This window comes from Corynebacterium nasicanis (genome assembly GCF_042658165.1).
Classification (GTDB): domain Bacteria; phylum Actinomycetota; class Actinomycetes; order Mycobacteriales; family Mycobacteriaceae; genus Corynebacterium; species Corynebacterium nasicanis.
Map to the genome: position 1 here is coordinate 377,671 of NZ_JBHSQE010000001.1, position 23,215 is coordinate 400,885.

The 23,215-nt window shown below is 68.5% G+C and carries 20 protein-coding genes; 7 read left to right on the forward strand and 13 right to left on the reverse strand.

The window, feature by feature from the left end; all coding sequences use genetic code 11:
• Nucleotides 1-83 precede the first annotated feature (83 nt).
• On the forward strand, nucleotides 84-881 hold the full coding sequence (locus ACFPUZ_RS01885) for a DUF1206 domain-containing protein (protein ID WP_376999323.1): 798 nt from the start codon (nucleotides 84-86) through the stop codon (nucleotides 879-881).
• On the opposite strand, the gene ACFPUZ_RS01890 is transcribed toward ACFPUZ_RS01885, so the two are convergent.
• The 3 genes from ACFPUZ_RS01890 to ACFPUZ_RS01900 are packed head-to-tail and all read right to left on the reverse strand — an operon-like array spanning nucleotide 882 to nucleotide 3,413.
• A complete protein-coding gene (locus ACFPUZ_RS01890) occupies nucleotides 882-1,628 on the reverse strand; it encodes a metal ABC transporter ATP-binding protein (RefSeq protein WP_376999325.1) in 747 nt (248 codons plus the stop codon). It abuts the gene before it with no gap.
• The gene (locus ACFPUZ_RS01895; RefSeq protein WP_376999327.1) at nucleotides 1,625-2,461 is read right to left on the reverse strand and encodes an iron chelate uptake ABC transporter family permease subunit; all 837 of its coding nucleotides are present in this window, start codon (nucleotides 2,459-2,461) and stop codon (nucleotides 1,625-1,627) included. Before ACFPUZ_RS01895 ends, ACFPUZ_RS01890 begins: the two co-directional genes overlap by 4 nt.
• Nucleotides 2,462-2,474: 13 nt before the next feature.
• Nucleotides 2,475-3,413 (reverse strand): metal ABC transporter solute-binding protein, Zn/Mn family, encoded by a 939-nt coding sequence (locus tag ACFPUZ_RS01900; RefSeq protein ID WP_376999329.1) that lies wholly within the window; start codon nucleotides 3,411-3,413, stop codon nucleotides 2,475-2,477.
• Between the two features lie 124 nt (nucleotides 3,414-3,537).
• Between ACFPUZ_RS01900 and ACFPUZ_RS01905 the strand changes: the two genes are divergently transcribed.
• Nucleotides 3,538-3,894 (forward strand): zinc ribbon domain-containing protein YjdM, encoded by a 357-nt coding sequence (locus ACFPUZ_RS01905; RefSeq protein ID WP_376999331.1) that lies wholly within the window; start codon nucleotides 3,538-3,540, stop codon nucleotides 3,892-3,894.
• 10 nt (nucleotides 3,895-3,904) lie between these two features.
• Here ACFPUZ_RS01905 and ACFPUZ_RS01910 read toward each other — a convergent pair whose 3' ends face one another.
• From ACFPUZ_RS01910 to thrC, 4 genes are all read right to left on the reverse strand, one after another.
• Nucleotides 3,905-4,432 (reverse strand): NUDIX hydrolase, encoded by a 528-nt coding sequence (locus ACFPUZ_RS01910; protein WP_376999333.1) that lies wholly within the window; start codon nucleotides 4,430-4,432, stop codon nucleotides 3,905-3,907.
• A 15-nt stretch (nucleotides 4,433-4,447) separates the two neighbouring features.
• On the reverse strand, nucleotides 4,448-7,588 hold the full coding sequence (locus ACFPUZ_RS01915; protein WP_376999335.1) for an exonuclease domain-containing protein: 3,141 nt from the start codon (nucleotides 7,586-7,588) through the stop codon (nucleotides 4,448-4,450).
• The gene (locus ACFPUZ_RS01920; protein ID WP_376999337.1) at nucleotides 7,585-8,442 is read right to left on the reverse strand and encodes a trypsin-like serine protease; all 858 of its coding nucleotides are present in this window, start codon (nucleotides 8,440-8,442) and stop codon (nucleotides 7,585-7,587) included. Before ACFPUZ_RS01920 ends, ACFPUZ_RS01915 begins: the two co-directional genes overlap by 4 nt.
• Before the next feature lie 127 nt (nucleotides 8,443-8,569).
• On the reverse strand, nucleotides 8,570-10,012 hold the full coding sequence (thrC, locus tag ACFPUZ_RS01925; protein ID WP_376999339.1) for a threonine synthase: 1,443 nt from the start codon (nucleotides 10,010-10,012) through the stop codon (nucleotides 8,570-8,572).
• Nucleotides 10,013-10,138: 126 nt separating this feature from the next.
• On the opposite strand from thrC, the gene ACFPUZ_RS01930 reads away from it, so the two are divergent.
• Together ACFPUZ_RS01930 and ACFPUZ_RS01935 are read left to right on the forward strand one after the other, a co-directional pair.
• Nucleotides 10,139-11,449 carry an MFS transporter gene (locus ACFPUZ_RS01930; protein ID WP_376999341.1) on the forward strand — a complete coding sequence of 437 codons (1,311 nt, stop codon included), beginning with the start codon at nucleotides 10,139-10,141 and terminating at the stop codon, nucleotides 11,447-11,449.
• Between the two features lie 59 nt (nucleotides 11,450-11,508).
• Entirely contained in the window at nucleotides 11,509-11,910 is a 402-nt protein-coding gene (locus ACFPUZ_RS01935; RefSeq protein ID WP_376999343.1) for a hypothetical protein, read from the forward strand.
• Nucleotides 11,911-11,914: 4 nt separating this feature from the next.
• Here the strand turns inward: ACFPUZ_RS01935 and ACFPUZ_RS01940 are convergent, their stop codons facing one another.
• From ACFPUZ_RS01940 to ACFPUZ_RS01955, 4 genes are all read right to left on the reverse strand, one after another.
• On the reverse strand, nucleotides 11,915-12,619 hold the full coding sequence (locus ACFPUZ_RS01940; RefSeq protein ID WP_376999345.1) for an AAA family ATPase: 705 nt from the start codon (nucleotides 12,617-12,619) through the stop codon (nucleotides 11,915-11,917).
• A 40-nt stretch (nucleotides 12,620-12,659) separates the two neighbouring features.
• On the reverse strand, nucleotides 12,660-12,983 hold the full coding sequence (locus ACFPUZ_RS01945) for a hypothetical protein (RefSeq protein WP_376999347.1): 324 nt from the start codon (nucleotides 12,981-12,983) through the stop codon (nucleotides 12,660-12,662).
• A gap of 102 nt (nucleotides 12,984-13,085) precedes the next feature.
• Complete coding sequence (locus ACFPUZ_RS01950) at nucleotides 13,086-16,163, reverse strand: bifunctional [glutamine synthetase] adenylyltransferase/[glutamine synthetase]-adenylyl-L-tyrosine phosphorylase (RefSeq protein ID WP_376999349.1); 3,078 nt, start codon at nucleotides 16,161-16,163, stop codon at nucleotides 13,086-13,088.
• Nucleotides 16,164-16,184: 21 nt separating this feature from the next.
• Complete coding sequence (locus ACFPUZ_RS01955) at nucleotides 16,185-17,522, reverse strand: glutamine synthetase family protein (protein ID WP_376999351.1); 1,338 nt, start codon at nucleotides 17,520-17,522, stop codon at nucleotides 16,185-16,187.
• A gap of 195 nt (nucleotides 17,523-17,717) precedes the next feature.
• Here ACFPUZ_RS01955 and ACFPUZ_RS01960 point away from each other — a divergent pair, with 195 nt between their 5' ends.
• Nucleotides 17,718-18,812 (forward strand): DUF2786 domain-containing protein, encoded by a 1,095-nt coding sequence (locus ACFPUZ_RS01960; RefSeq protein WP_376999353.1) that lies wholly within the window; start codon nucleotides 17,718-17,720, stop codon nucleotides 18,810-18,812.
• 68 nt (nucleotides 18,813-18,880) lie between these two features.
• Nucleotides 18,881-20,752 carry a CYTH and CHAD domain-containing protein gene (locus ACFPUZ_RS01965; protein WP_376999355.1) on the forward strand — a complete coding sequence of 624 codons (1,872 nt, stop codon included), beginning with the start codon at nucleotides 18,881-18,883 and terminating at the stop codon, nucleotides 20,750-20,752.
• A gap of 63 nt (nucleotides 20,753-20,815) precedes the next feature.
• Here the strand turns inward: ACFPUZ_RS01965 and ACFPUZ_RS01970 are convergent, their stop codons facing one another.
• Nucleotides 20,816-21,034: a hypothetical protein gene (locus ACFPUZ_RS01970; RefSeq protein ID WP_376999357.1), complete on the reverse strand. Its 219-nt coding sequence runs from the start codon at nucleotides 21,032-21,034 to the stop codon at nucleotides 20,816-20,818.
• 113 nt (nucleotides 21,035-21,147) lie between these two features.
• Between ACFPUZ_RS01970 and ACFPUZ_RS01975 the strand changes: the two genes are divergently transcribed.
• The gene (locus ACFPUZ_RS01975) at nucleotides 21,148-22,425 is read left to right on the forward strand and encodes a galactokinase family protein (protein ID WP_376999359.1); all 1,278 of its coding nucleotides are present in this window, start codon (nucleotides 21,148-21,150) and stop codon (nucleotides 22,423-22,425) included.
• Here ACFPUZ_RS01975 and ACFPUZ_RS01980 read toward each other — a convergent pair.
• On the reverse strand, nucleotides 22,422-23,135 hold the full coding sequence (locus ACFPUZ_RS01980) for a TetR/AcrR family transcriptional regulator (protein ID WP_376999361.1): 714 nt from the start codon (nucleotides 23,133-23,135) through the stop codon (nucleotides 22,422-22,424). The genes ACFPUZ_RS01975 and ACFPUZ_RS01980 overlap by 4 nt on opposite strands.
• Between the last annotated feature and the right edge of the window lie 80 nt (nucleotides 23,136-23,215).

Consider the following 23,215-nt stretch of genomic DNA (forward strand, 5'->3'; position numbering starts at 1 on the left):
GGTGACGTGTCAACGTTAACGAATTGGTGACGTCTGCACAAGTCGCTGTGGCTGAGATCACCGGGACAGGGTTGAATAGACTTATGGATACCCGCAGCGCGAAGAACACCGCCAGCAAGGCCAACGAACACCCCGCCGTGACGATGATGGCCCGCGGCGGCTTCATCGTCATGGGCGTGCTCCACATCCTCATCGGCTGGATCGCCCTCCGCATCGCCACCGGTTCCGGCGGCGGCGAGGCCTCCAATTCCGGGGCCCTGGGCACCATCGCCGAGGCCCCCGGCGGGAAGATCCTGCTGTGGGTCGCGGTCGCCGCTCTCGCCGCCCTGGCCGTGTGGCGACTCACCCAGCTGTTCGTCGGCGAGGAGCTCAAGGACAAGGCCAAGGGCGGGGCGCTCTTCCTCGTCTTCACCTCCCTGGCGCTGACCACCGCCACCTTCGCCCGCGGCGGGCAGACCTCGGACGGCGACACCGCCACCGACGTCACCGCGCGCGTCCTCGAGCAGCCGTGGGGAGCGGCGCTGGTCATCATCGGCGGGCTCGTGGTGCTCGGCGTCGGCCTGTTCAGCATCTACAACGGCGCGACCAAGGGCTTCAAGGACGACCTCGAGGCCGGCGCCGGGGCCGGGAATGTCGGTACCGCCATCGTCGGCGCGGGAATGGCCGGTTACATCGCCCGCGGCATCGCCTTCGCCATCCTGGGGCTGCTCATCATCGTCGCCGGCTGGAAGTCCGACCCCTCGCAGGCCGCGGGCCTCGACGCCGCCCTGCGCACCCTCGGCGAACAGCCCTTCGGCTCGGTGCTACTCATCATCATCGGCGCCGGGCTGGCACTCTACGGCCTCTACTCCATCGCCCGCGCCCGCTACGTCAAGATGTAGCTAACACTCCTCGTGCGGGCTGTCGATGAACAGCCCGTCGTTCTCGTGCAGCTCGCCCAGGTTGTAGGCCTCCCGCAGATTCCCCTCGGTGAGAACCTGCGCGGGCGGCCCGGAAGCGACCACCCGCCCCGACATGAGGACCACGTGGTCCGCCGCGCGGGCCTCGGCCAGGTCGTGGGTGGTGAGCACGACGGTGCGCCCGCGGTGTGTCTCATCGTGGATGATGTCGTCGATGATGCGCGCGGAGACGATGTCGAGGCCGGTGAGGGGCTCGTCGAGAAGCAGCACGTCATGGTCCTGCGCCATGCCCTGCGCCACGTACACGCGCTGCCGCTGCCCGCCGGAGAGCTCCTCGAGGTGGCGTTTCTCCAGGTCATGGACGTTGAGTCGGTCCATGACCTCCTGCACCCGCTGCTTATCGACGCCCCGGAACCGCCCGAACCAGCCCGCCGACGGGTAGCGACCCATGCGGACCACCTCACGCACCGACAAAGGGACACCCTCCGGGAAGGCGACCGACTGCATGACATAGGAGATGCGGTGGCGCGGGTACGCCACCTCCAGCTGCCCGGCCTGCGGGGTGATGAGGCCGCCGATCGCGTGGAGCAGCGTCGATTTGCCCGACCCGTTGGGGCCGATGATCGCGGTCAGCTTCCCCAGCGGGATGGTGACGTCGGAGGGCTGGACCGCCACGATGCGTTCGTAGCCGAGCTGGAGGCCGCGGCCGACGGCGAGATCCGTGCTCATGCCGCCCTCCTGCCGAAACGTCGCCGGAGATACTGGGCCTCCATGATGAGCAGGAAGGCCGCGATGGGGACCAGCGCCATCGTCGCGGCGGCCGCGGTGCCCAGGTGGAAGGAGAGGATGAGGCCGATGACCACGGAGGCGGCGCCGATGAGCGCGGACACGGCGATCATCGTGGGGATGGACCGCGAGAGCAGCGCCGCAGTCGCCGGGGGCGCCACGAGCAGGCTGAACACGAGCATGGTGCCCACCGCCTGGAAACTGCCGATGACGCTGGTGGCGATGAGCACCAGCAGCAGCGCGTGCGTGAGCTTCGGACGCATGCCCAGGCTCTCCGCCTTCACCGGCGAAAAGGACAGGGCCATGAGCGGGCGGTAGAGCAGCAGGGATCCCGCGATGACGATGACCGCCAGCACCGCCTGCTGGCGGATCGCCTCCCAGGACACCCCCAGGGCATCGCCGAAGAGGATGCTGGTCAGCGAGCCGGAATAGGAATCCGAGCGGGAGATGATCACCACGCCGAGCGCCATCATGCCCACGAAGAGTAGCCCGATGGCGGTGTCCTCCTTGAGGTGCGTGTGCCGGTGGATCACCTCCACCGCGCCGACCATGACCGCCGCCGCGACGGCTGCACCGAGAATGGGATTGAAATCGAAGACGACGGCGGCGGCGATGCCCGGCAGCACTCCGTGCACGAAGGCGTCACCGAAAAAGCTCATGCCGCGGAGGACGAGCCATACGCCGACGGTGGCGCTCATCACCGCGGCGATGAGCCCGCCGATGAGCGCCCGTTGCTGGAAGCCCAGCAAGAAGGGATCGAGAAGCCAGTCAGTCACGGGGCAACTCTACTCAGCCGAGGGCCTCGACGATGAGGCGGGCGTTCTCCCGCATCATCCCCTGGTAGTCGGCGGCCGGGGAGTCCTGCGGACCGACGGAACCCTCGTAGAGGGACACCACCTTCACGTCCTCCCCCACCTCGGCGGCGAGCGCGTCGACCAGCGTCTGCTTGACGGCGGCGTTGGTGAAGATCACCGGCACGTTCTCCGCGCGCATGACCCCGGCCAGCGCGGCCAGGTCCTGGGAGGAGGGCTGCGCCTCGGTGGAGCCACCCGGGATGACCACGCCTGCGGAGTGGAAGTCATAGGCGCGGTTGAAGTAGCCGAAGGCCTCGTGATCGGTGACGATGGTCCGACGTTCCTCCGGAATGACCGACAGCGTGGTGCGGATCTCCTCGTCGAGGGCGCGCAGCTCGTTCGCGACCTGCGAGCCGCACTCCGCCCAGCGCTCGTCCCCGACGCGCTCGCCGATGAGTTCCGCGGCGGCGGCCATCCGGGAGACGTCGAGCCAGAAGTGCGGGTCGAGGTCGCCGTGCGCGTGCCCCTCGTGGCCGTGTTCGTCGTGCTCGTGCTCGTGATCCCCCCACGGCAGCGGGTCGATGTGCTCGGCGACGTGCAGCACCTCCGTGCCGTCGGCGGCGACCTGCTTGAGCGAGGCGTCGAGACCCCCTTCGAGCCCGAGCCCGTTGGCGATGACCAGGTCCGCCTTCACCATGTCCGCCACCTGGGCGGAGGAGGCGGCGAAGTCGTGCGGGTCGGCGTTGACGGGCATGAGGGTGGTGGCGGAGCCGCCGGCGCACTCCGCGATCTGGCCGGTGACCGAGCCGAGCGGGGTGGTGGTGACGACGATGGACGTGCCGTCGGCGGCGTCACTGTCCGTTCCGGTGTCGGAGCAGGCGGACAGGGCGAGTGCGGTGGCGGCGGCGAAGCCGAGGGCGAAACGAGCCCGCATGCGGGGCCTCCTGAAATCCTTATTGAAAAACTACTGAAAACTGTTCTCAATAATACCCTGCCGTCCGACACCCGGCACGTCACGGGGGTGGGCAGCCGCGCCGAGCAGTGCGATAATGACCGACATGAGCGACACAACTTTCCCGCCCTGCCCCGAGTGCGGCAGCGAGTACACCTATGAGATGGATCCCCTGCTCGTGTGCCCCGAGTGCGGCCATGAGTGGGACCCCAACGCCGCAGCCGCCGCCGACACAGACACAGGGCCGGTGATCAAGGACTCCGTGGGCAACATCCTGGCCGACGGCGACACCGTCACCGTGATCAAGACCCTCAAGGTCAAGGGTGCGAACCAGCCGATCAAGGCCGGCACCACCGTGCGCAACATCCGGCTGGTCGACGCCAGCGACGGCCATGACATCGACGCCCGCGTCGAGGGCTTCGGGCAGTTGAAGCTGAAGAGCTCCATCGTGAAGAAGATCTAACTGCCCGCAATCACGAGCGCTTCCGGTACCCCATCCGCGGGCGGAACCCGGCCGGGTGCTTCATCTGTGCCACGGCGTCGGCGATGACCATGCGGAAGCGCGGGTAGATCGGCGGGAGCTGCGCGACGGAGAACCACCCGACGTCGGTGGATTCCTCGTCGCCCACCGCGGGCTCGTCGGAGCCGACGACGCTCAGCCGCAGGGTGGTGTCCATGTAACTGGTGATGTCACCGTTGACGTGTTCCACCGGCCCGATGGCGCCGACGCCGAGGAGGGCCTCGACGCGGGCGTCGAGGAGCGTCTCTTCCTTGACCTCCCGCACGGCGGTGACCTGCGGATCCTCCCCCGGTTCGCAGATGCCGCACACGGGGGTCCATTCGCCGTTGTCGGAGCGGCGCACGAGGAGCACGGACGGCACCTCCCACAGCGGGGCGCCCGGGGGGACATCGCGGAGGACCACCGCGGTGACGGCCGGCAGCCACAGTTCCTCGGTGCCGATCTTCTCGCGCAGGCGGAGGATGAATTCGGGGGTGGGCACGCGGGTGCTCCTTTCTCAGAGGGTGGTGATGAGGTCGGCAATGTCATCCTGGCGGCGGTGCCGGAAACGCGCCACCGTGCGCCGCCGCGGGGCGCCGGAGGCGAGACCGAGGGCCTCGTTGAGGCGCTCCAGTGCGGCGGGATCCGCGGCGCTGATCCAGGTGTCCAGGCCCGTGACGTTGAGCACCTCCGCCAGGCCGGCGGCGTCGCGGCGGGGGGTGGCGCGCTGGACGTCGAAACGCCCGTCGGCACTGAACTGCAGCCAGATGCGCTCGCCCTCGCCGATGCCGGCGGCCTCGAGGAAGCGGCGGATGGTGCCGACCGTGGCCCCACTGCGCCCGTTGCTCACGGACTGCTCCCCCAGGTCGCTGGCCAGGGACTTCTTGTCCAGGACGGGGATGTCCAGGGCGACCGCCACCCCGCGGGGCACGCCGGAACCGGAGCCGCGGAGATGATCGGAGGTGACGGTGGTGAGCAGGTACAGATCGCCGCCGATGCGGTAGAGACCCGGGGTCTCATCGGGGTCGGCCTCGATCTCCTGGACCTCCGTGGCGCGGCTGACCAGCCCGTCGACGGTCTGGAAGTCCGCCGAGGACGCGTACAGCCGGATGGAGCTCTCGGCCACGCCGAGAGAGTCGGCCTCCTCGAGCAGGCGCAGCAGGGGCACCGGGCCTGTCTCGACGCGCTGGCCGATCCACTCCGCGAGCGTGGAGTACTCCTCCATGCCCCAGTCGGCCAGGGCCCAGCGGTCGCGGCCCACGCGGACGATGCGCGGATCGGCGCCCATGGCGTTGTAGAGGGAGCGCGGGTTGAGGTCGCCGAGCAGGTCCACCAGTTGCGGTCCGGCCAGCGGCTCCCCCTCGATGGCCAGGAGGGCGGCGGCCCGGTCCTGCGCCGAGCGGTTGCTGGTGAGCACGTGCTCGCCGTGGACGAGGACGTCCCCGGCCAGCCGCTCGGTGAGCAGGTGCTTATCGACGCCCAGGTTGTCCGCCACCGCCGCCAGCGACACGACCCCGAAGTCGTCGGCGAAATCCTCGAGCGCGCGGGTGAGGTCCTCGTCGAACCCGCTGCGCTGGAACCACTCGCCGCGCAGCTCCCAGGAGTCCGCCAGCCAGGCCAGGACCTCGAGCATGGTGTGCCCGGGGGTCGGACCTTCCTCTCCGAGGGCGGGCAGGTCGCGGTGGAGAGCGGAGACCGGCGCCAGCGCGCCGTAGCGGCGCGGCAGGGCGTCGAGCACGAGGTGGAGGGTGTCGTCCGGCTCGACGAGGCGGCGCTTGAGCTGGGTCTCCAACTGGCGGATGCGCTCGCGGGTGACGCCGTGGTTGGCGCCGAGCTCCTCCAGGGTGCGGGTACCCATGATGCGCTCGGCGAAGATGTCGCTGTCACGGACGTCGGTGCCGATGCGGCGAACGAGCTCGCCGCGCACGCGGCGGATGGCCTCCCCGGCGGGGTCGCGCCAGTAGGCGTCGGATGCCAGGGCGTCCAGCGCGCGGCGCACGGGGGCGGGCAACTCCTCATCGAAGGCGGGCGCGGTGCCGGTCAGGGCCAGCCATTCCGCGAGGGTGGGGAGCTCGCGCGGCGGGGCGTCGGCCTCGTCGTCAAGGTAGATGTCCTCCGTGGCGACCGTCAGGTAGTCACCCGCCGGGGCGTCGAGAGCCGAGTGCACGGCCGCGACGATGGTGCGGTGGACACGCAGCCGGCCGAAGCCGGGGACGTCCGCCAGTTGGGTGGCGGAGGCGTCGAGCGGGCGCGGGTAGAGGTTGAGCCAGCGGGAGACGATCGCCCCGGTGCGGGGCAGGGAATCCGGGACCTCCGCCGGGTCGAGGCGCGGGGAGAGCTCATGGAGCGGGACGGTGCGGTGGCGCTGCATCCAGGCCTGGGCGATGTCGTCCGGGCCGGAGGGCTGCACGCCGAGGGAGCTCAGCCACGGGAAGACGGCGTCGAAATCACGGGGTGCGGGCTCGGCGGTCTCCTCCACCGGGCTCAGGCCGTGGAGCATGCGGGCGAAGGTGGTCTCGTCGACGATGGGCACGTGGTAGTCGCGGGCCCGGCGGGCCTTGCCGCTCATGGAGTCCGGGTTGGCGGCCACGAGCACGGCGCTGCCGCGCGTGATGCCGCCGACGTCGAGCCCCGCCCGGCGGGCGCGTTCCTCCCAGGTGTCGCGCCCCAGGGCCAGGGCTCCGGTGAAGGTGACGCGGTCGCCGGGGCGCAGGCCCTGGTCCTCCGCCTCCCCGTGGACCGGTTCGGCGAGCAGCTCGTCGACGGAGCCGGGATCGACGGCCAGCTGCACGGCGACGTCGTGCAGATGCCGGCGTTCCTCGGCGGTGACCACCCCGTCCGACCAGGCCTCCACGGCCATCTGGCGGACGTAGTCGAGGTGGATGTCAAGGACCTCCGTACGGTGCAGGCCCAGTGTCTCGGCCTCGGCGACGAGCTGTTCGATCTCGGTGAGCGAGAGATGGTGGTCGAGCAGCGCCCCCCGCAGCAGGCGGCGGTAGCTGTCGACTTCGGCGACGCCGGTGGCGGGCACGTTCGCGGTGAGGCGTTCGAACCAGTGGCCCGTCTCGCTGCGCCCGCGCACGCGGAGGGTTTGCGCCGGCAGGTCGGGGCGCGGCCAAGGCAGTGGGTGGACCTGTTCGCCGCGGGCGCCGTGCTCAGTGACCAGGCAGCGGAAGAGGTCGGCAGTGGCGGCGGCATCGGCCACCGCGGCGTGGGGCAGCTCGTTGTGCAGCCCGACGGTGCGGAGGCAGTCCGCGAGCTTCTCCGGGGCGCCCGGCAGAAGTGTGCGCGACAGGACCCGGGTGCACAGGGACCACCCGGCGGCCGCGGGCAGGTCGATGTCGAGGCGGGCGAACTCGGCGGCGAGGAAGCGGGTGTCGAAGGAGGCGTTGTGGGCGACGAGGACGCGGTCGTCGAGAAGCTCCGCCAGCTCGGCGGCGATGCCCCCGAAACGCGGCGCGCCGACGAGGTCGGTGGCGGTGATGCCGTGGACGTGGGAGTTGGCGATGTCCCGGTCCGGCTGCACGAGGGTCTGCCAGGTGTCCTCGACGGCGAGGTGTTCGTCGAGAAGCACGACGCCGACCTCGATGACCCGGTCGGAGGAACCGAAGCCGGTGGTCTCGAGGTCGAGGACGGCGGTCTTGAATGCGAGGGTCACTGGTAGTCAGCCTCCGGTATCACCCGGTCCAGGACGGTCTGGATCGCGGGCATGGACGTGTAGGACATGGTCATCGGGCCGGCGGCGGGATCCTCGCAGCTCAGTTCCCGGGCGGCGTCGCGGGTGCCGGAGACGAGGCCGACGATGACGCGGCGGCCATCGAGATCCGCGTACACCGGGCCGCCGGAATCCCCCGCGCGGGCGCAGACGGCGGCGGTGGCGGCCACCGCGCGCAGCTCCTGCCCGTCATGGTCGGCGAGGATCTCCACGCCGGTCTGACTGATCGGCGGGCCACAGGTCTCCCCCGTGGTCATGCCGTACTTGCAGATCGTCTCCGGCAGCTCCCCGATGAGATCGGCCACGACCGTGGGGCCCGTCTGCTCCGGCGCGCTCATGGCGTACCAGGGGTTGGTGATCTCGATGAGGCCGACATCCAGCCGACTCGACTGCTCGTCATAGAGGTCCGAGTAGAGGAACTGCCCCACCGGTGCGGAGAAGTCCGCCATTTCCCCGTCCGCCGTGGGCCACACGTGATTGCCGGGGACACCGCAGTGGGAGGCCGTGACGGCGAAGGCCCGCTCCCCGGCCGTGAAACTGTAGGCGACCGTGCACTGCCCCACCTGGATCGTCTCGCCCGGCACGGGCAGCGTTCGGGTGATCATCACCGAGGTGCCCGGCGCCCAGGGGCTGGCCGCGGGCTGCCGGTACTCGGCCTCCACCTGGGCCGGGGCGGCGGCGATGATCTCCGCGATCGGCGTCGGATGCTGGCGCTGCTCAGTAACCGACCAGGCGATGGTCCCGGCCACCGCCGTGGTGCTCACCGCCGCCAGTCCCAGCCAGGCGGGGATTCTCACTGCTTATCGACGCCGTCGTCCTCGGCCTGCTCCGCCGCCGCCCGCGCCTTGATCATCTCGGCGAACTTCTCCGGATCGAAATCCTCGAAGTACTCCTGGCTCATCTTGAACTCCATGGCCATGGCGTCTACACCGCCGTGGTGCGGATGGAATCGGTGATGAACTGCTTGACCGTCTCCGCGTCGTTGGGGAGGTCGGTGACGTGGCGCTCGGCGTCGAGAATGCCGGCGAAACGCTCCGGGGTCTCCGGCGAGGTGCCCGTGGCCTCCTCGATGGTCTCGGCGAACTTCACCGGCAGGGCCGTCTCCAGGCAGACGATCGGGGTGTCCACCTGCGCGCGCCACTCGCGGGCGACCTTGACGCCGTCCGCGGTGTGCGGATCGAGCATGATGTGCAGGCGCTCCCACACATCCCGGATGGTGTCCAGGCGATCCTGGTGCGTGGAACGTCCGGAGAGGAAACCGAAGTCCGCAGCTGCGGACTCGAAGGCCGGGTCCGCGGCCAGGGAGAAGCCCTCGCCGCGGACGTCGACGCCGAAGTGCTGCGCGGTGCGCGCGGCGTCGCGGCCCAGCAGATCGAAGATGAAACGCTCGAAGTTGGAGGCTCGGGAGATATCCATCGACGGCGAGGACGTCGCCATCGTCTCCGCCGCGGGGCGCGGGCGGTAGTTGCCGGTGCGGAAGAATTCGTCGAGGACGTCATTCTCGTTGGTGGCCACGATGAGGCGGTCGATCGGCAGGCCCATCTGACGGGCGATGTGCCCGGCGCAGATGTCACCGAAGTTGCCGGTGGGCACCGAGAAGGACACCTTCTGGTCGTTGGAGTCCGTCACCCGGATCCACGAGGTGATGTAGTAGACGACCTGCGCCATGAGGCGCGCCCAGTTGATGGAGTTGACCGCGCCGATGCGGTTCTCGGCCTTGTAGGCGGCGTCCGCGGAGACGGCCTTGACCACGTCCTGGCAGTCGTCGAAGACACCGTCGAGCGCGATGTTGAAGATGTTGGGGTCCTGCAGGCCGAACATCTGCGCCTGCTGGAACGGCGTCATGCGCCCCGCCGGGGTGAGCATGAAAACGCGGATGCTCGCGCGGCCCCGCATGGCGTACTCCGCGGAGGAACCCGTGTCCCCGGAGGTGGCCCCGAGGATGTTGAGGGTCTCGCCGCGGCGGGCGAGCTCGTACTCGAAGAGCTCGCCGAGCAGCTGCATCGCCATGTCCTTGAAGGCCGCGGTCGGGCCCTCGGAGAGATGGCCGATGTAGAGGCCGTCCTCCAGCTCGGTGACGGGGACGATGTCCTCGTCGGCGAACTTCGGGAAGGTGTAGGCGCGGGCGGCGATGGCCTCGAGGTCCTCCGCCGGAATGTCGTCGACGAAGAGCTTGAGCACCTCCGCTGCCACCGCGGCGTAGCCCTTGTCGGCGAGCAGGACCCGCCAGGCGCTCAGCTGCTCGTCGCTGAGCTGCGGGTACTCGGCGGGCAGGTAGAGGCCGCCGTCCGGAGCCAGCCCACCGAGCAGGATGTCGGTGAAGCGGGCGGGAGTACGGGAGGAGTCGCGCGTCGAAATGTAATCCACGGTGAACACCTTACGTGTCCCCGCTGCGGGTGTGCCCGTCATCCCACCCACTCCTGTGGTCTGACCGGAGGGTATATGGTGTGATGCGTGACGCAATCGATACTGACCCCCCACCCTCGCGAGCAGGTGACCCGTAAAGCACTCATCGTCTGGGTAACCGCCGTGATGGTCTACGTCGTCGCCATCACGGGGCGCACCTCCTTCGGTGTCGCCTCCGTCGACGCGATCGACCGTTTCGGTGTCGACGCCTCCCGCATCGCGGTGTTCACCGCCGTCCAGATCGGTGTGTACGCCTTCGCGCAGATCCCGGTGGGCATGCTCATCGACAGGTTCGGGCCGCGCAGGCTCCTCGTCGTCGGAGCCATCATCATGGCGGCCGGGCAGGTGCTGCTCGGCTTCACCAGTTCCTACTGGGTGGCCATCGGCGCCCGCGTCCTCATCGGCGCCGGCGATGCCACGGCCTTCCTGTCGGTCATGCGCATCCTGCCGTACTGGTTCCCGCTGAAGAAGACGCCGCTGTTCACCCAGATGACCGCCGCGCTGGGGCAGATGGGTCAGTTCCTCTCCGCCGTCCCCTTCCTCGCACTGCTGCACGGTCCCGGCTGGACCACGGCGTTCCTCAGCCTGGGAGCCACCGGCCTGCTCATCGCCATCGCCGCCGGTGTCGCCGTCGCCGATTCCCCGGAGACGTGGGCCGCCTCGAAGGTGGCCCGCGACCCCGACCACGTCCGCGCGGCGCAGGCCCCGCCCGACAAGATGCCCATCGGGCGGCTGCTGCTCACCGTGTTCCGGGAACCCCTGTGCTGGCAGGGCTTCTTCAACCACTACGCCTCGATGATGCCGCAGATCGTGTTCACCCTGCTGTGGGGCGTGCCGCTCATGACCCTCGGCATGGGCCTGTCGGCCACGACCGTCGGCATGGTCCTGACCATCAACGTCCTTGCCTCGATGTGCGCCGGCCCCATCCTCGGCCCGATCTCCGCCCGCCTCGGCCACAACCGCGTCGTCGCCGCGATCGTCTTCGCCGGGTGCATCGGCTTCTCGTGGATCATCTTCTTCCTGCCGGAGGAGCCGCGGGGCGTGACCGCGATCATCCTGGTCAACATCGTCATGGCCCTGTTCACCCCGACCTCCAACTACGGTTTCGACGACATCCGCGAGGACCTCGACCGCCGCATCGTCGCCACCGCCACCGGCATGTCCAACATGGGCGGCTTCTTCGCCGGCATGTTCGCCGCCCAGGCCGTCGGCCTGCTCCTCGACCACTTCTCCCAGGGGGAGGCCTACACGTGGGCCGACTTCCGCGCCTCCTGGTGGGCGGTCACCCTCGTGTGGGCCTTCGGTTGGCTGGGTCTCATCACCTTCCGCACGGTCGTCGCCCGTCGCCGCAAGCGCCGCACGCGCACCGTCCGCATCGTGGAGAGCTCGGAGGGCTGATCCTCGGGGGGTATGCTGGCAGGGACATCTCCCCTGCTTATCGACGACAGTGAGCCTCCATGCAGCCCTCCCCCCGCCCGGCCCAGCGCCTGCGATCCGTGCTGGCCACCATCAGCGTCGGCTGCGGTGTCCTCTTCTTCCTCGTTTCCCTCACCATGGGCACGTGGCGGGACCCGATCGTCGGATTCTTCTTCGCCGTGGGCTTCGGGCTCCCGGGTGCCTGGTGGTTCTGGAAGGAAAAGGTCGACCGGGACAACGCCGCCCGCTACGCGGAGGCCGTGCGGCAGCACTCGTACTTTGAGGGCCTGCTCGGCTCCACCGACCCCGGCATCGTCGCAGGCATGGGCGAGCCCACTCCCCCGCAGCCGTCCCCGCGCCGTTGGGGGATGATCATCATCGCATGCCTGGCCGCCTTCATCATGGCGACCTGGTTTATCCCGCCCGTCGAGGTCACGCCCTGAATCGTCAGCCCAGGATGTAGCGGATCGTGCCCTGCGGATCCTCGAGGAACTCACGGGTGGCGATGACCGCCTCCGCCTCCTCGTAGACCGTCTCCTCGAGACCGTGGTCGGTAATGTCGACGATGGCGGCGTCCGGGATCGCCAGGATGATCGGGGAATGCGTGGCAATGATGAACTGCGCTCCCCGCTTCACCGCCTGATGGATCTCCGCGACGAGCGCCATCTGCCGGACGACCGACAGCCCGGACTCGGGCTCGTCGAAAATGTAGAGACCCGCCCCCTCGACATGGTCCCCGAGCACCGACATCACGGATTCGCCGTGCGACATCTCGTGCCTCAGCTCGCCGGCCTCGGCCTGCCGGTCATGGATGGTGACTGTGTCGTAGTGGGTCTCGGCGCGGAGAAAGTAGCCGCGCAGCGGGATGTCCCCGCCGCGCAGGTGAATCCAGCGGGACAGCGGGGAATGCGTCGGGTGGATGACGCCCCGGAACTCCCGGTCCCGCAGTGGCCCGCCTGCCGCGTCGAATCCGGCGGCGATGGCTATGGCCTCGACGAGGGTGGACTTCCCGGAGCCGTTGTCGCCGACGAAACACGTCACCGGCGAGGTGAATTTCAGTGCCTCGAACTCCTCGAGGTGGCGCACCACGGGGAGCTGGCGGATGTAGGAGTCCTCGCGGATGGGCTCCACACGCACTGAATTGATGAACATATCTCCAATGCTAATGGGGAAGCATTCCGCCGGGAAACAATCATTCGGCCCGGCGCGGCGGCTCCTGGCGTCCGGTGAGGATGTCGATGACACTGCGGATCGCCGCGTCGCCGATCTGGCCACCCTGCCCACCCCAGTTCCCGGAGCTGAAGGGGCCACGGGGCGAATGCTCCGTGCGGGGGCGCTCGGGCCCGGACGCATCGACTACGCGGTCCGCGGTGCCCTCCGAGGTGACGATGAGAGTGGTGTCCTCCAGCTCAACCCGGACAGAATCCTCGACCCCGGCGGTGCGGGCGGCGTCGACGAGGGCGCGCAGATCGGCGAAGGTGGCGTCAGTGAGATCGATGGACAGGGACACGGCCATGGTGGCTCCTCATGAATTCGATGCGGTTTATCTGAACACGCCCCAGCGTAGGTGCTGTTCCCGGGCGTGTCACCACCCTTAGGGGAGGTGCCTCACCCCGCCTCAGGGTTCCAGTGCCGTCTCCCCCCAGAACACCTCGTCGACCACCTGGCGGGCCTTCCGGGTCAGCCGCAGGTAATGCTCGAGGAACCCCTGATAGTCCTCGGGATCCCAGCCGGCGGCACCCGCCACCTGTGCCAACGCAGGGCCCGGGCCCGGCAGCTGATCGGTGCGTCGGCCCTTCACCAGAACCAGGGCGTTGCGGGCGTTGGTGGCGCACAGCCACGCCTCCCGCAGGATGGCGACCTGCTCCGGAGGAATGATCTCCTCCTCCGCCACGACGTCGAGCACCTCGAGGGTCGAGGTGTTGTGCAGTCCCGGGTGCTCGTGGGCGTGCATCATCGTGAGCAGCTGCGCCGTCCACTCGATGTCCGTCAGCGCACCGCGCCCCAGTTTCGTGTGGGTCGTGCGGTCGGCGCCGCGCGGGAGACGTTCGTCGTCGATACGCGCCTTCATGCGGCGGATCTCCCGGATGTCGCTGGCCGACGCCCCCTGCTCCGGGTAGCGGAATCGGTCGATCATCTCGAGGAACCGGGTGCCCAGGTCCTCGTCGCCCGCGACGACCGTTGCGCGGAGCAGGGCCTGGATCTCCCACACCTCACCCCACTGCCGGTAGTAGCGCTCATAGGAATCGATGGTGCGCACCGCCGCCCCGGAGCGCCCCTCCGGGCGCAGCCCCAGGTCCACCTCCAGTGGCGGGTCGCCGGAGGGTTTCGCCAGGCGGGAGCGCATGCCGTCGCAGATGCCGATCGCCCATTTCACCGCGTCGGTGTCCTCGACTCCCTCCACGGGCTCGCACACGAACATGACATCGGCGTCGGAGCCGTAGCCGAGCTCGGCCCCACCGAGGCGGCCCATGCCGATGATCGCGATGCGGGCGGGCGGCTCCTCCAGGCCCTGCTGTTCGAGGCTCCAGCGGATCTCCGCGAGGAGGCTGGCCTGCAGCACGGCGACCCACACGAGGGAGAGCTCCATGCACACCTGGTCAACGGGCATGAAGTCGAGCAGATCCGCGGAGGCGATGCGCGCCAGTTCCACCCGCCGCAGGGAGCGGGCGACGGACACCGCACGATCCGGGTCCTTGTGGCGTTTCGAGGAGGCGACAAGCGCCTTGCACACCTGGTCAGGCGCCGGATCCATCACCTTCGGGCCAGCCGCCCCGTCGCCGAGCTGCTTGACGAAGTCCGGCGAGGAGATGATGAGGTCGGAGGTATAGGGCGAGGTGCCCAGAATGCGCATGAGCCGCTGCCCCACGACGCCTTCATCGCGCAGCATGCGGAGGAACCACACCCGGTTGTAGGCGGCGTCGGAAAGCTTCCGGTAGTTGAGCAGGCCGGCATCGGGATCGGCCGTTTCCGACAGCCACGTCATCAGCGTCGGAAGGAGCATGGCCTGCAGCTTCGCCTTGCGGGAGCCACCGGCGGCCAAGGCAGTGAGGTGCTCGAAAGCCCGCGCCGGATGTCGGTAGCCGAGCGCCGCCAGCTGCAGCTTCGCAGCCTCCGGGGAGAGTGTGATCTCGTCCACCGACAGGTTGACCACGGTGTGCAGCAGCGGGCGGTAGAAGAGCCGCTGGTGCAGGTCGGAGATGAGCAGGCGGATGACCCGCAGCTGCTTCTGCAGCTCGTCGACGGCCGTCTTCTTCCCGGAGGCACTGAACCCCGAGGTGGTGGCCAGCCAGGAGAGGTGCCGCTCATCGTCGTCAGCGGGCAGGGTATGGGTGCGCCGCAGCCGGTGCAGTTGCAGTCGGTGCTCGAGGAGGCGGAGAAACTCATAGGCCTCGATGAGCTGATGCCCGTCTTCACGCCCCACGTAACCGCCGCTGACCAGCGCTTCCAGGGCGTCGACGGTGGCCAGCACCCGCAGCGACTCGTCGGAGCGACCGTGCACCAGCTGCAGGAGCTGGATGGCGAACTCCACATCGCGCAGGCCACCCGTGCCCAGTTTGAGCTCGCGGTGACGCAGCGCCTCCGGGACGTTCTCCAGCACGCGGCGGCGCATCGCCTGTACGTCGTCGACAAAGGAATCACGTTGGGAGGCGGTCCACACCAGCGGGGCGAGGGCCTCGACATACGCGTGCCCGAGCGCGAGATCGCCGGTCATGGGGCGCGCCTTGAGCAGGGCCTGGAACTCCCACGTCTCCGCCCATCGCCGGTAGTAGGCGACATGGCTCTCCAGGGTGCGCACGAGCGCCCCCGAACGGCCCTCCGGCCGCAGGTTCGCGTCGACCTCGAAGAACGCCGTCGATCCGATCCGCATGAATTCCCCCGCCAGGCGCGTGGCCTTCGGGGTGACCGGCTCCGCGACGAAGATGACGTCGACATCCGAGATGTAGTTGAGCTCGCCCGCCCCGCACTTGCCCATCGCCAGCACGGCCAGGCGAGTGTCCACCTCCCCGTCCGCGCCGTACACCCCCGCCACCGCAAGCGCCAGAGCGGCGGTGAGCGCGGCGTCCGCCAGTGCTGTGAGCAGCAGTGTGACCGTAGTGAAAGGCAGGGCGGGCTGCTCCGGCACCTCACCCCGGCGCGCCTCGAAAGTCCCCGCAAGATCGTGGGCGGCGATCCGCATGATGAGGGTGCGGTAGGTGAGTTTGAGGGCCGTCACGGCCTCCGGACCGGTGACGCGGGCGCGGTAGGTACCGGGTGTCGACAAATCCGCGGTGGCGGTGTCTTCCGCGTCGTCGTCGGTAGCGCTGCTCTCCGCAGGAACGGCATCGATGCACCCGAGCATGGACCGCAGCAGCTCCGCCGGGCCGGGCGGTTCACCACTCAATTCCCGCCATAGGGCGGGGTTCGCCGCCAGATGGTCACCGAGGGCGGTCGACCCTCCAAGCAGCGCGAACAGCCGCACGCGCAGCGCCGGGTCCTGTCGGAGCTCGCGGTCGAGGTCGGCGCGCTCCTCCCCGAGTGCCGTCATGACCCTGATGAGGGTGTTGAGCGCCAGATCCGGGTCCCCCGCACCCGACAGGGCCCACAGCAGCTCGACAGAGTCGGGGTTGTCCCAGCCCAGCCACGCCAGGTCCGCGGCGGCGCGGGCACCCCCGAGGCGGAGAACTGCCGGGGACGGGACGATGCTTCGGGTCATGGTGCGATGCTCCTCAGGTGGCTAGTAATCCAGCGTGTTCCGCAGTTCCCAGGGCGTGATCTGCTCCTGGTAGTTGTGCCACTCATTCCATTTCGAACGCAGGAAATACTCGTAGACCTGCTCGCCGAGGATGTCGGCGACGAAATCCGACTTCTCCAGCACCCGCAGCGCCTGGTCGAGGGAGGAGGGCAGATCCTGGTAACCCATCGCCAGCCGCTCGCGTCGGGTGAGCGCCGAGATGTCATCCTCCGCCGGGTCCTCCAGTTCGTACTCCTCCCGGATGCCCTTGAGACCGGCCCCGAGGAGAACCGAGTACGCCAGGTAGGGGTTGCAGGCGGAGTCCAGGGACCGGACCTCCACGCGGCGGGAGTCCGCCTTCGCCAGCCGATAGGTAGGCACCCGGACCAGCGCCGAGCGGTTGGATACACCCCACGTCGCCGAGGTCGGGGCCTCATTGCCGAACACGATGCGCTTGTAGGAGTTCGGCCACTGGTTGGTCACCGCGGAGATCTCGGGGGCGTGCCGCAGAATGCCGGCGATGAAATGTTTCGCGGTCTGCGACAACGAGAATTCGTCGTCGGGGTCGTGGAAGGCGTTGGTGTCCCCCTCGAACAGGGAGATGTGCGAGTGCATCGCGGAACCCGCGTACTCCGTGAACGGCTTCGGCATGAACGTCGCCCGCACGCCATTCGACGCCGCCACCTGCTTGATCAGGTAGCGGAACGTCATGACGTTATCCGCCATGGTCAACGCGTCCGCGTGCCGCAGATCGATCTCCTGCTGCCCGGGTGCGGTCTCGTGGTGCGAGAACTCGGTGGCGATACCCATCGCGTCCAACGCCGTCATTGCTTCTCGACGAAAGCGTGGCGCCATGTTGTGCGTGGCCTGGTCGAAGTAACCGCCGTTGTCGGTCGGGATGATCTCTCCTGCTCCCCCGCCCTCACTGAACAGGTAGAACTCAACTTCCGGGGAGATCATGCAGGTGAAGCCCTCGTCGGCCGCCAGCTCGACCTGGCGGCGCAGGATCTGCCGCGGATCCGACCAGGAGGGCTGCCCGTCCGGCATGGTGATGTCGCAGAACATCCGTGCCGTCTGCAGCTCCGGACTGTCCGCGTCGAAAGGCAGGACCTGGAACGTGGAGGGGTCCGGCAGGGCGATGGTGTCGGACTCCGAGATGCGGGAGAAACCCTCGATGGAGGAGCCGTCGAAGCCGACCCCCTCCTCGAACGCACCTTCCAGTTCTGACGGACTCATCATGACGGACTTCAGGTACCCGAGAATGTCCGTGAACCACAGGCGGATGAAGCGGATGTCCCGTTCCTCCACTGCGCGCAGCACGAATTCCTGTTGACGATTCATGCCCCCAACTCTAATTGCGCCGCCGACATGACCGTCCCAGGCCCCCTCCCCACGCCCGTCCCGGGGGTGGCCAAATAGACCCGTTTTCCCAGCTCCTGCCGCTGTGCTCACCCTCTCGGGGGTGGCTATGTCAGGGGCGGATGATCTACTGCAGTCGAACACGCAATAGAACACCCATTCGCCAAGGAGTAATCCATGTCCGCTCACCTTCCGCCGCTCAGCTTCGACGACGCCCCCTCCTCCGCCCCCTCCTCCACCGACGCCTACCGCACCGCCCTGCAGACGCTCGTCATCGACCGGCTCGTTCATCTGGCACGCGAGGGCTGGACGCCGGACGACATCCGCCACGTTCTCGGCCACACGGTGGACCCCCATCTGCGTTTTGCCCTGCGCACGGCGACCATGGTCGCCCCCGACCGGGTGTCCGCCATCTGGACGAGGCAGTCACGGCCACCGGCACCACGCACGTCTCGCAGCACACCTCTCCCCGAGCTGGAATCGCTCTGGGATTCTCTGAGCAGCGACCTCCCACCACTGGGCGGAACGGCGGACCTCATCGACCTCGCCGCCCTGCAGAATGCGGAAGGTTCGCAGGCACTCAGCACCGAGCAGGTGAGGGCACGCAAGCGAATCAGTGGTCTGCTGAAGAAGGCGGAATCCACCACCTTCGCGCACGAGGCGGAGAGCCTGGTCGCCAAGGCTCAGCAGCTCCGGCAGCGCTACCGCATCGACAGCCTCGATCCGGATATCCCTGACGACATGGTCACCGCCCGACTCCATCTCAGCGCGCCCTGGGTGCGTTTCCAGCACCTTCTCCTGAGCAACATTGCCGTGTCCAACTCCTGCCGCGCGGTCCTCCTCGGAAACGTCGATATCTCCTCGCTCGTCGGACACCCCGACGATGTCCGGTACACGGCCGAGCTTTTCACCAGCCTCAATCGCCAGCGCGACTACTACATGCGTCACTCTCCCGGTGCTGCCGACGCTGCCCTCCGTGGCGAGACCGCCGCCTATCGCCGCTCCTTCCTGCAGACCTACGCCTACCGGATCGGTGATCTGCTCACGGAAGCCACCACTTCCACCACGGTCAGTACGGAAGAAGTGGCCAGCGCCCTGCCGGTCCTTGCCCGACGCAGCGCCCTTGCGGAGGACGCCTTCGCCCGGAACTTCCCCGGAAGTACCTCCCTGACCATGGGTCACCGCTTCCACGCTCCCGGCGCGACCGACGGCATCCACGCTGCCGAGCGCTCTCACCTGGGACCGGAGAGGACTGCCGTGGGCGGCGCTTGACAGCGGTAGATTGGAATCAACACATCACACCTCCCCGTTTTGAACCCCAGCCCCAGGAGGAATCCGCCATGTCCACCAGTACCTTTCTCGAAGTAGAGGCGAAATTCGCGGTACCCCGCACCGCAGTTGTCCCGGACCTCACCCGGTTGGAGGGCGTCGACTCCATCGCCTCGACCAAGACGCACCGCCTCACCGCGGTGTACTACGACACGGCCGATCTGCGGCTGACCCGGTCGAAGATCACCCTGCGCCGCCGCGAAGGTGGCGACGATGACGGCTGGCACCTCAAGCTGCCGGGTATCGGCGGAAGACTGGAGGTTCATGCCCCCCTGGGAGAGATGGTCAACGGGCGTTTCGAGGTTCCCGAGGACATTGTGGCGCAGGTCCGGGTGCTGGTCAGGCGGGAGGAGCTCAATCCCATTGCTCAGGTGGACAACGAGCGGGTCGAGTCCACGCTGGCTGCCGGGGACGGCACACCGGTCGCCGAGTTCTGCGACGACCACGTGTCCGCCTGGTCTCTCCTGCCGGGCGGTGCGCACAGCTCCTGGCGGGAGTGGGAGATCGAACTGAGCGGGGACTCCCCCGCCACTGCCATCGGCAACCCGCTGCTGCTCTCGGCCTCCCAGGTCTTCCTCAGTGCCGGAGCGCGCGTTTCCTCCTCCCCCTCCAAGCTCGCGATGGCCCTGGGTGACTCCGGCTCCTCCGCCCCGCAGCCCCCCTTCCTCATCACGGCGGATGTGGATCCCGAATCTCCGGCCGCTGCAGTGATCGCGGCGCTCAAGCTCAACCGCGACAAGCTCCATGCCTACGATCCGAAGGTCCGTCGTGACGAATGGGACTCGGTCCACCAGATGCGGGTGGCCACCCGTGAGCTGCGCAGCCATATGGAGACCTTCAACGGCATCCTCGGAGGTGAGGAACTGGAGTACATCGAGTCCGAACTCAAATTGCTCGCCGGCATGCTCGGCCACGCCCGAGATGCAGAGGTGGTCGAGGAGAGGTTCCTCCGCCTGCTCGACTCCGAGGATTCCGACGTCCTCGACGACACGACCCGCGAGCACCTGCGGATGGACATGGGGGAGGAATACCGGCGCGCCCACCGGAGGGTGATCGCCACCCTCAACTCCGACCGTTATCTCGATCTTCTCGACGCCGTCGACGCCCTGCTGGCTGACCCCCCGGTCGCCGGCGCCCACGCCTACCTGCCGCAACCGCAGGAAGAGGTGACGGATCCCGCCACCGAGGAAGAGGTCGCCGCCGATCTGGAGATGGGAGCTGAAGGCGGAGCGGGGCAGCCGACGATGGAGGTCTCCACCGATGGCGTCGATCCCGAGGAGGACACCTCCGAGGAAGAGACAGAGATGGTGGCCGAAGGCGGTCCCGTGGATACGGATCTGCCGGCGGAGGCTCAGGTCGGCTACGCCCAGACCCCCGAGGAAGTCGAGCAGATCCTCTCGGAACACCTCGAGGAGGCGTACCGGAAGCTGATGAAGCGGCACAAGAAGGCCGTGGACAACTGGGACAACCTGGAGCTGTCTCTCCATGAGCGGGAGGAGAACTTCCATGACATGCGCAAGTCCGCCAAGAAGCTGCGCTACGCCGCCGAAGCGGTGGGGGCGGCCACGTCACTGAAGACGAAGCGGCTCTATAACGCCTGCAAGGCCATGCAGTCCAGCCTCGGCGACTTCCAGGACGCCGTGACCTCCCGGGACAAGCTCGTGCACATGGCGCAGGCCGCCCGCCGTCGGGGGGAGGACACCTTCGGTTACGGCCTTCTCTACCAGCGTGAGCGTGCCCTCGGATTGCAGTCGCTCGAGGTGTACGCCGAGGAGGTGAAGGCCATCAAGGCCGCTTACGAAAGGCTCATGAAGTCCGTCAAGGACAACCGTAAGGAAGAACTCAAGAAGGCGGCGAAGGCCGCGAAGAAGAACAAGAAGTAGACACACACGAAGCGGCCCCGGCTCCCACGCACCATGGGAGTCGGGGCCGCAACGGCGGGGAGGCTACTTCTCCCCCTCCCAGGAGGCGGGCTCACCCCAGTCGTCCTCGGACTTGTCCTCCGCGTCGGCGGCAGCGTTACGGGCCGCGGCGATCTCGAGGGCACCGGCTGCTTCTTCGCGGGTGTCGTAGGGGCCCATGCGATCGTCCCAGGCTCCCTCCTTGCCCTGGGTGACCTCACCGGTCGACGGGTCGAAGTACCACTTCAGGTCATCGGGTTCCATGCTGTCCTCCTTGAGAATTGTCAGGTGATCTACTGAGCCCAGGCTACCCGTGCTCGGAGCCCGGAGTCGACGACTAAGGTGGGAAATGTCACGAATGTAAGGAGACACCGATCATGCCGATGTGGCCCGTCAACGAGGTGCCTGTAGCCCAGCGCGCGAGAATCGCCCACGAGGAACGGACCGGGCGGACGCCGTCCCAGGTGGCGCACGCCCCCGCGACCTGGCTCCTCATCGGTGAGCATGTGGACCATTCCGGGGGTGTGGTTCTGGCGGCGCTGGCGGAACCCGCCGTGGCGGTCGCATTGTCCGCGCGCGCGGACGATCTGGTGTCGGTCGTCATGCACGACACCACGGTCCAGGGCACCGAGGTGCTGAGCGACGAGGTGAGCATGGGGGTCATCGCCGAATTGGCGGCGGCCCGCCAGCCTGTCATCGACGACCGGGGCCGCCCGGCGGCTCCCCCCGCGAGCGAAGGCGGTCTGGCGGTGCAGCTCGCCGGTATCGTCTGGACCCTCATCAGCCGCCAGCTGCTCTCCCGCGACACGGGAGGTCTGGATGTCACGATCGTCAATGACATCCCGGACGGCGCCGGTCTCGGAGATGAGGCCGCGCGCGGTGTCGCTTTCGCGCTTGCGCTGCTCGGTAAGGAAGAAGACCTGGGCGAGGCGCCGGTGCGCGCCCGGATCGCCGAGGTCTGCACCCAGGCGGCCGAGATGTTCTCCCCCGTCCCTCCGCTGCGCGCCCGCTTCACGGCGGCCTTGCGCGGACAGTCGGACACGATCTCCGTCATCGATTACGCCGACGGCTCCGTCACGCAGGCCCCGCACCCGCAGTCGAGCAGCCTGGAGTTCTACGTCATCACCGTGGAGCGCGCCCGGGTGGACCGTTCGGAGGAGATCCTGCGGAGGCGGCGTTTCGTGGAGGAGGCCAGCCGCGCCTTCGGTACCGAATCCCTCCGACTGCTCCCCGACGCCTCCCAGCGCGTCATCGAGTGGCTGAGTGCGGTGCACAAGGTGCATGGTGAGGAGAACACCCCGGAGATCGGCGAGGCCGCCGCCTGGCTGAGCTTCGAGGACCGGGAGACCGTCCGCGCGCAGCGCGTGGCACGCGCTCTGCGGGCGCGCCGGACCGAGGAGATCTGGCCCCTGCTCGCGCAGTCGCAGTCCGGGCTGACCGGCCCTTATGGCCTGTTGGGCTCGGAGGCCATGGTCCAGCTGTGCATGGTCCGGGGAGCTCTGGCGGCGCGCGCCGCCTCCGCCGGCAACGTCGAGGCGGTCATCGCCGCCGTCGATGGCCGTCGGGCCCCGAACTTCACGCAGGATCTGTCCGCTGACGGGCTGGTGGTCATCCGGCTCGGGCGTGGCGCGGTCGCCGACCTGGCCGACAACTAAGGCCTATCGCGTAGCTCGGCCAGAGTCGCCCGCATGGTGGCCAGCAGAATCCGGAGGGTCCGCGGGTAAGTGTCCAGCCCCGCGAGACCGCCCACGACGTTGACGTTCGCGGTGATCGCGGGGTAATCCTCTGGCGACACAGTGCCGTAGATGTCCTTCCACCGGGAGATGTCGCGCTTGCGTTCCTCCTCGGGCAGCAGCTTTTTGGCCGAGTCCCAGCGGGCATAGGCGAGGAGCTGGGAAATGAACAGCTCGTAGAACATCACCGCGTGACCGGGCGGGAAGCCGGCATCCCGCAGCAGGGAGACGATGGCCTCGACCCCGGCGAGCTCCGGGTCCCCTCCGGTGATGCGGGTGGCGGCGATCTGCGCCGCAGCGGGGTTGTCCATGTAGACCGCATGGGCACTGAGCCCCCAGCGCTCGAGATCTTCGTACCAGACGCCTGTCGCGTGCCAGGTGCTGGTGCCCCGGGCGATCAGCTCGTCCGCCAGGGCGAGTTCCAGCTCATTCATGTTCCGGAAGTAGCGGTAGATGGCGGTGTGATCGGCTCCCAGCGCCCGCCCGAGGCGGCGGGTGGACAACCCCTCCTGGCCGCCCTCCCGCAAGAGCCGCAGGGCGGTGTCGACGATGGTCTTCTCGTCGAGGACGGCCCCCGACTGCGTCGTCCGGCGGCGCCGCCGCCGCTCCGGGGGCATGTCACGGCTGGTCATGGCGGGAACCTCCTTATGTCAACACCGTTGAAAGTTATGATACCGCCCACGTTAAATCACTCCTGAAGGTTCCACCACCC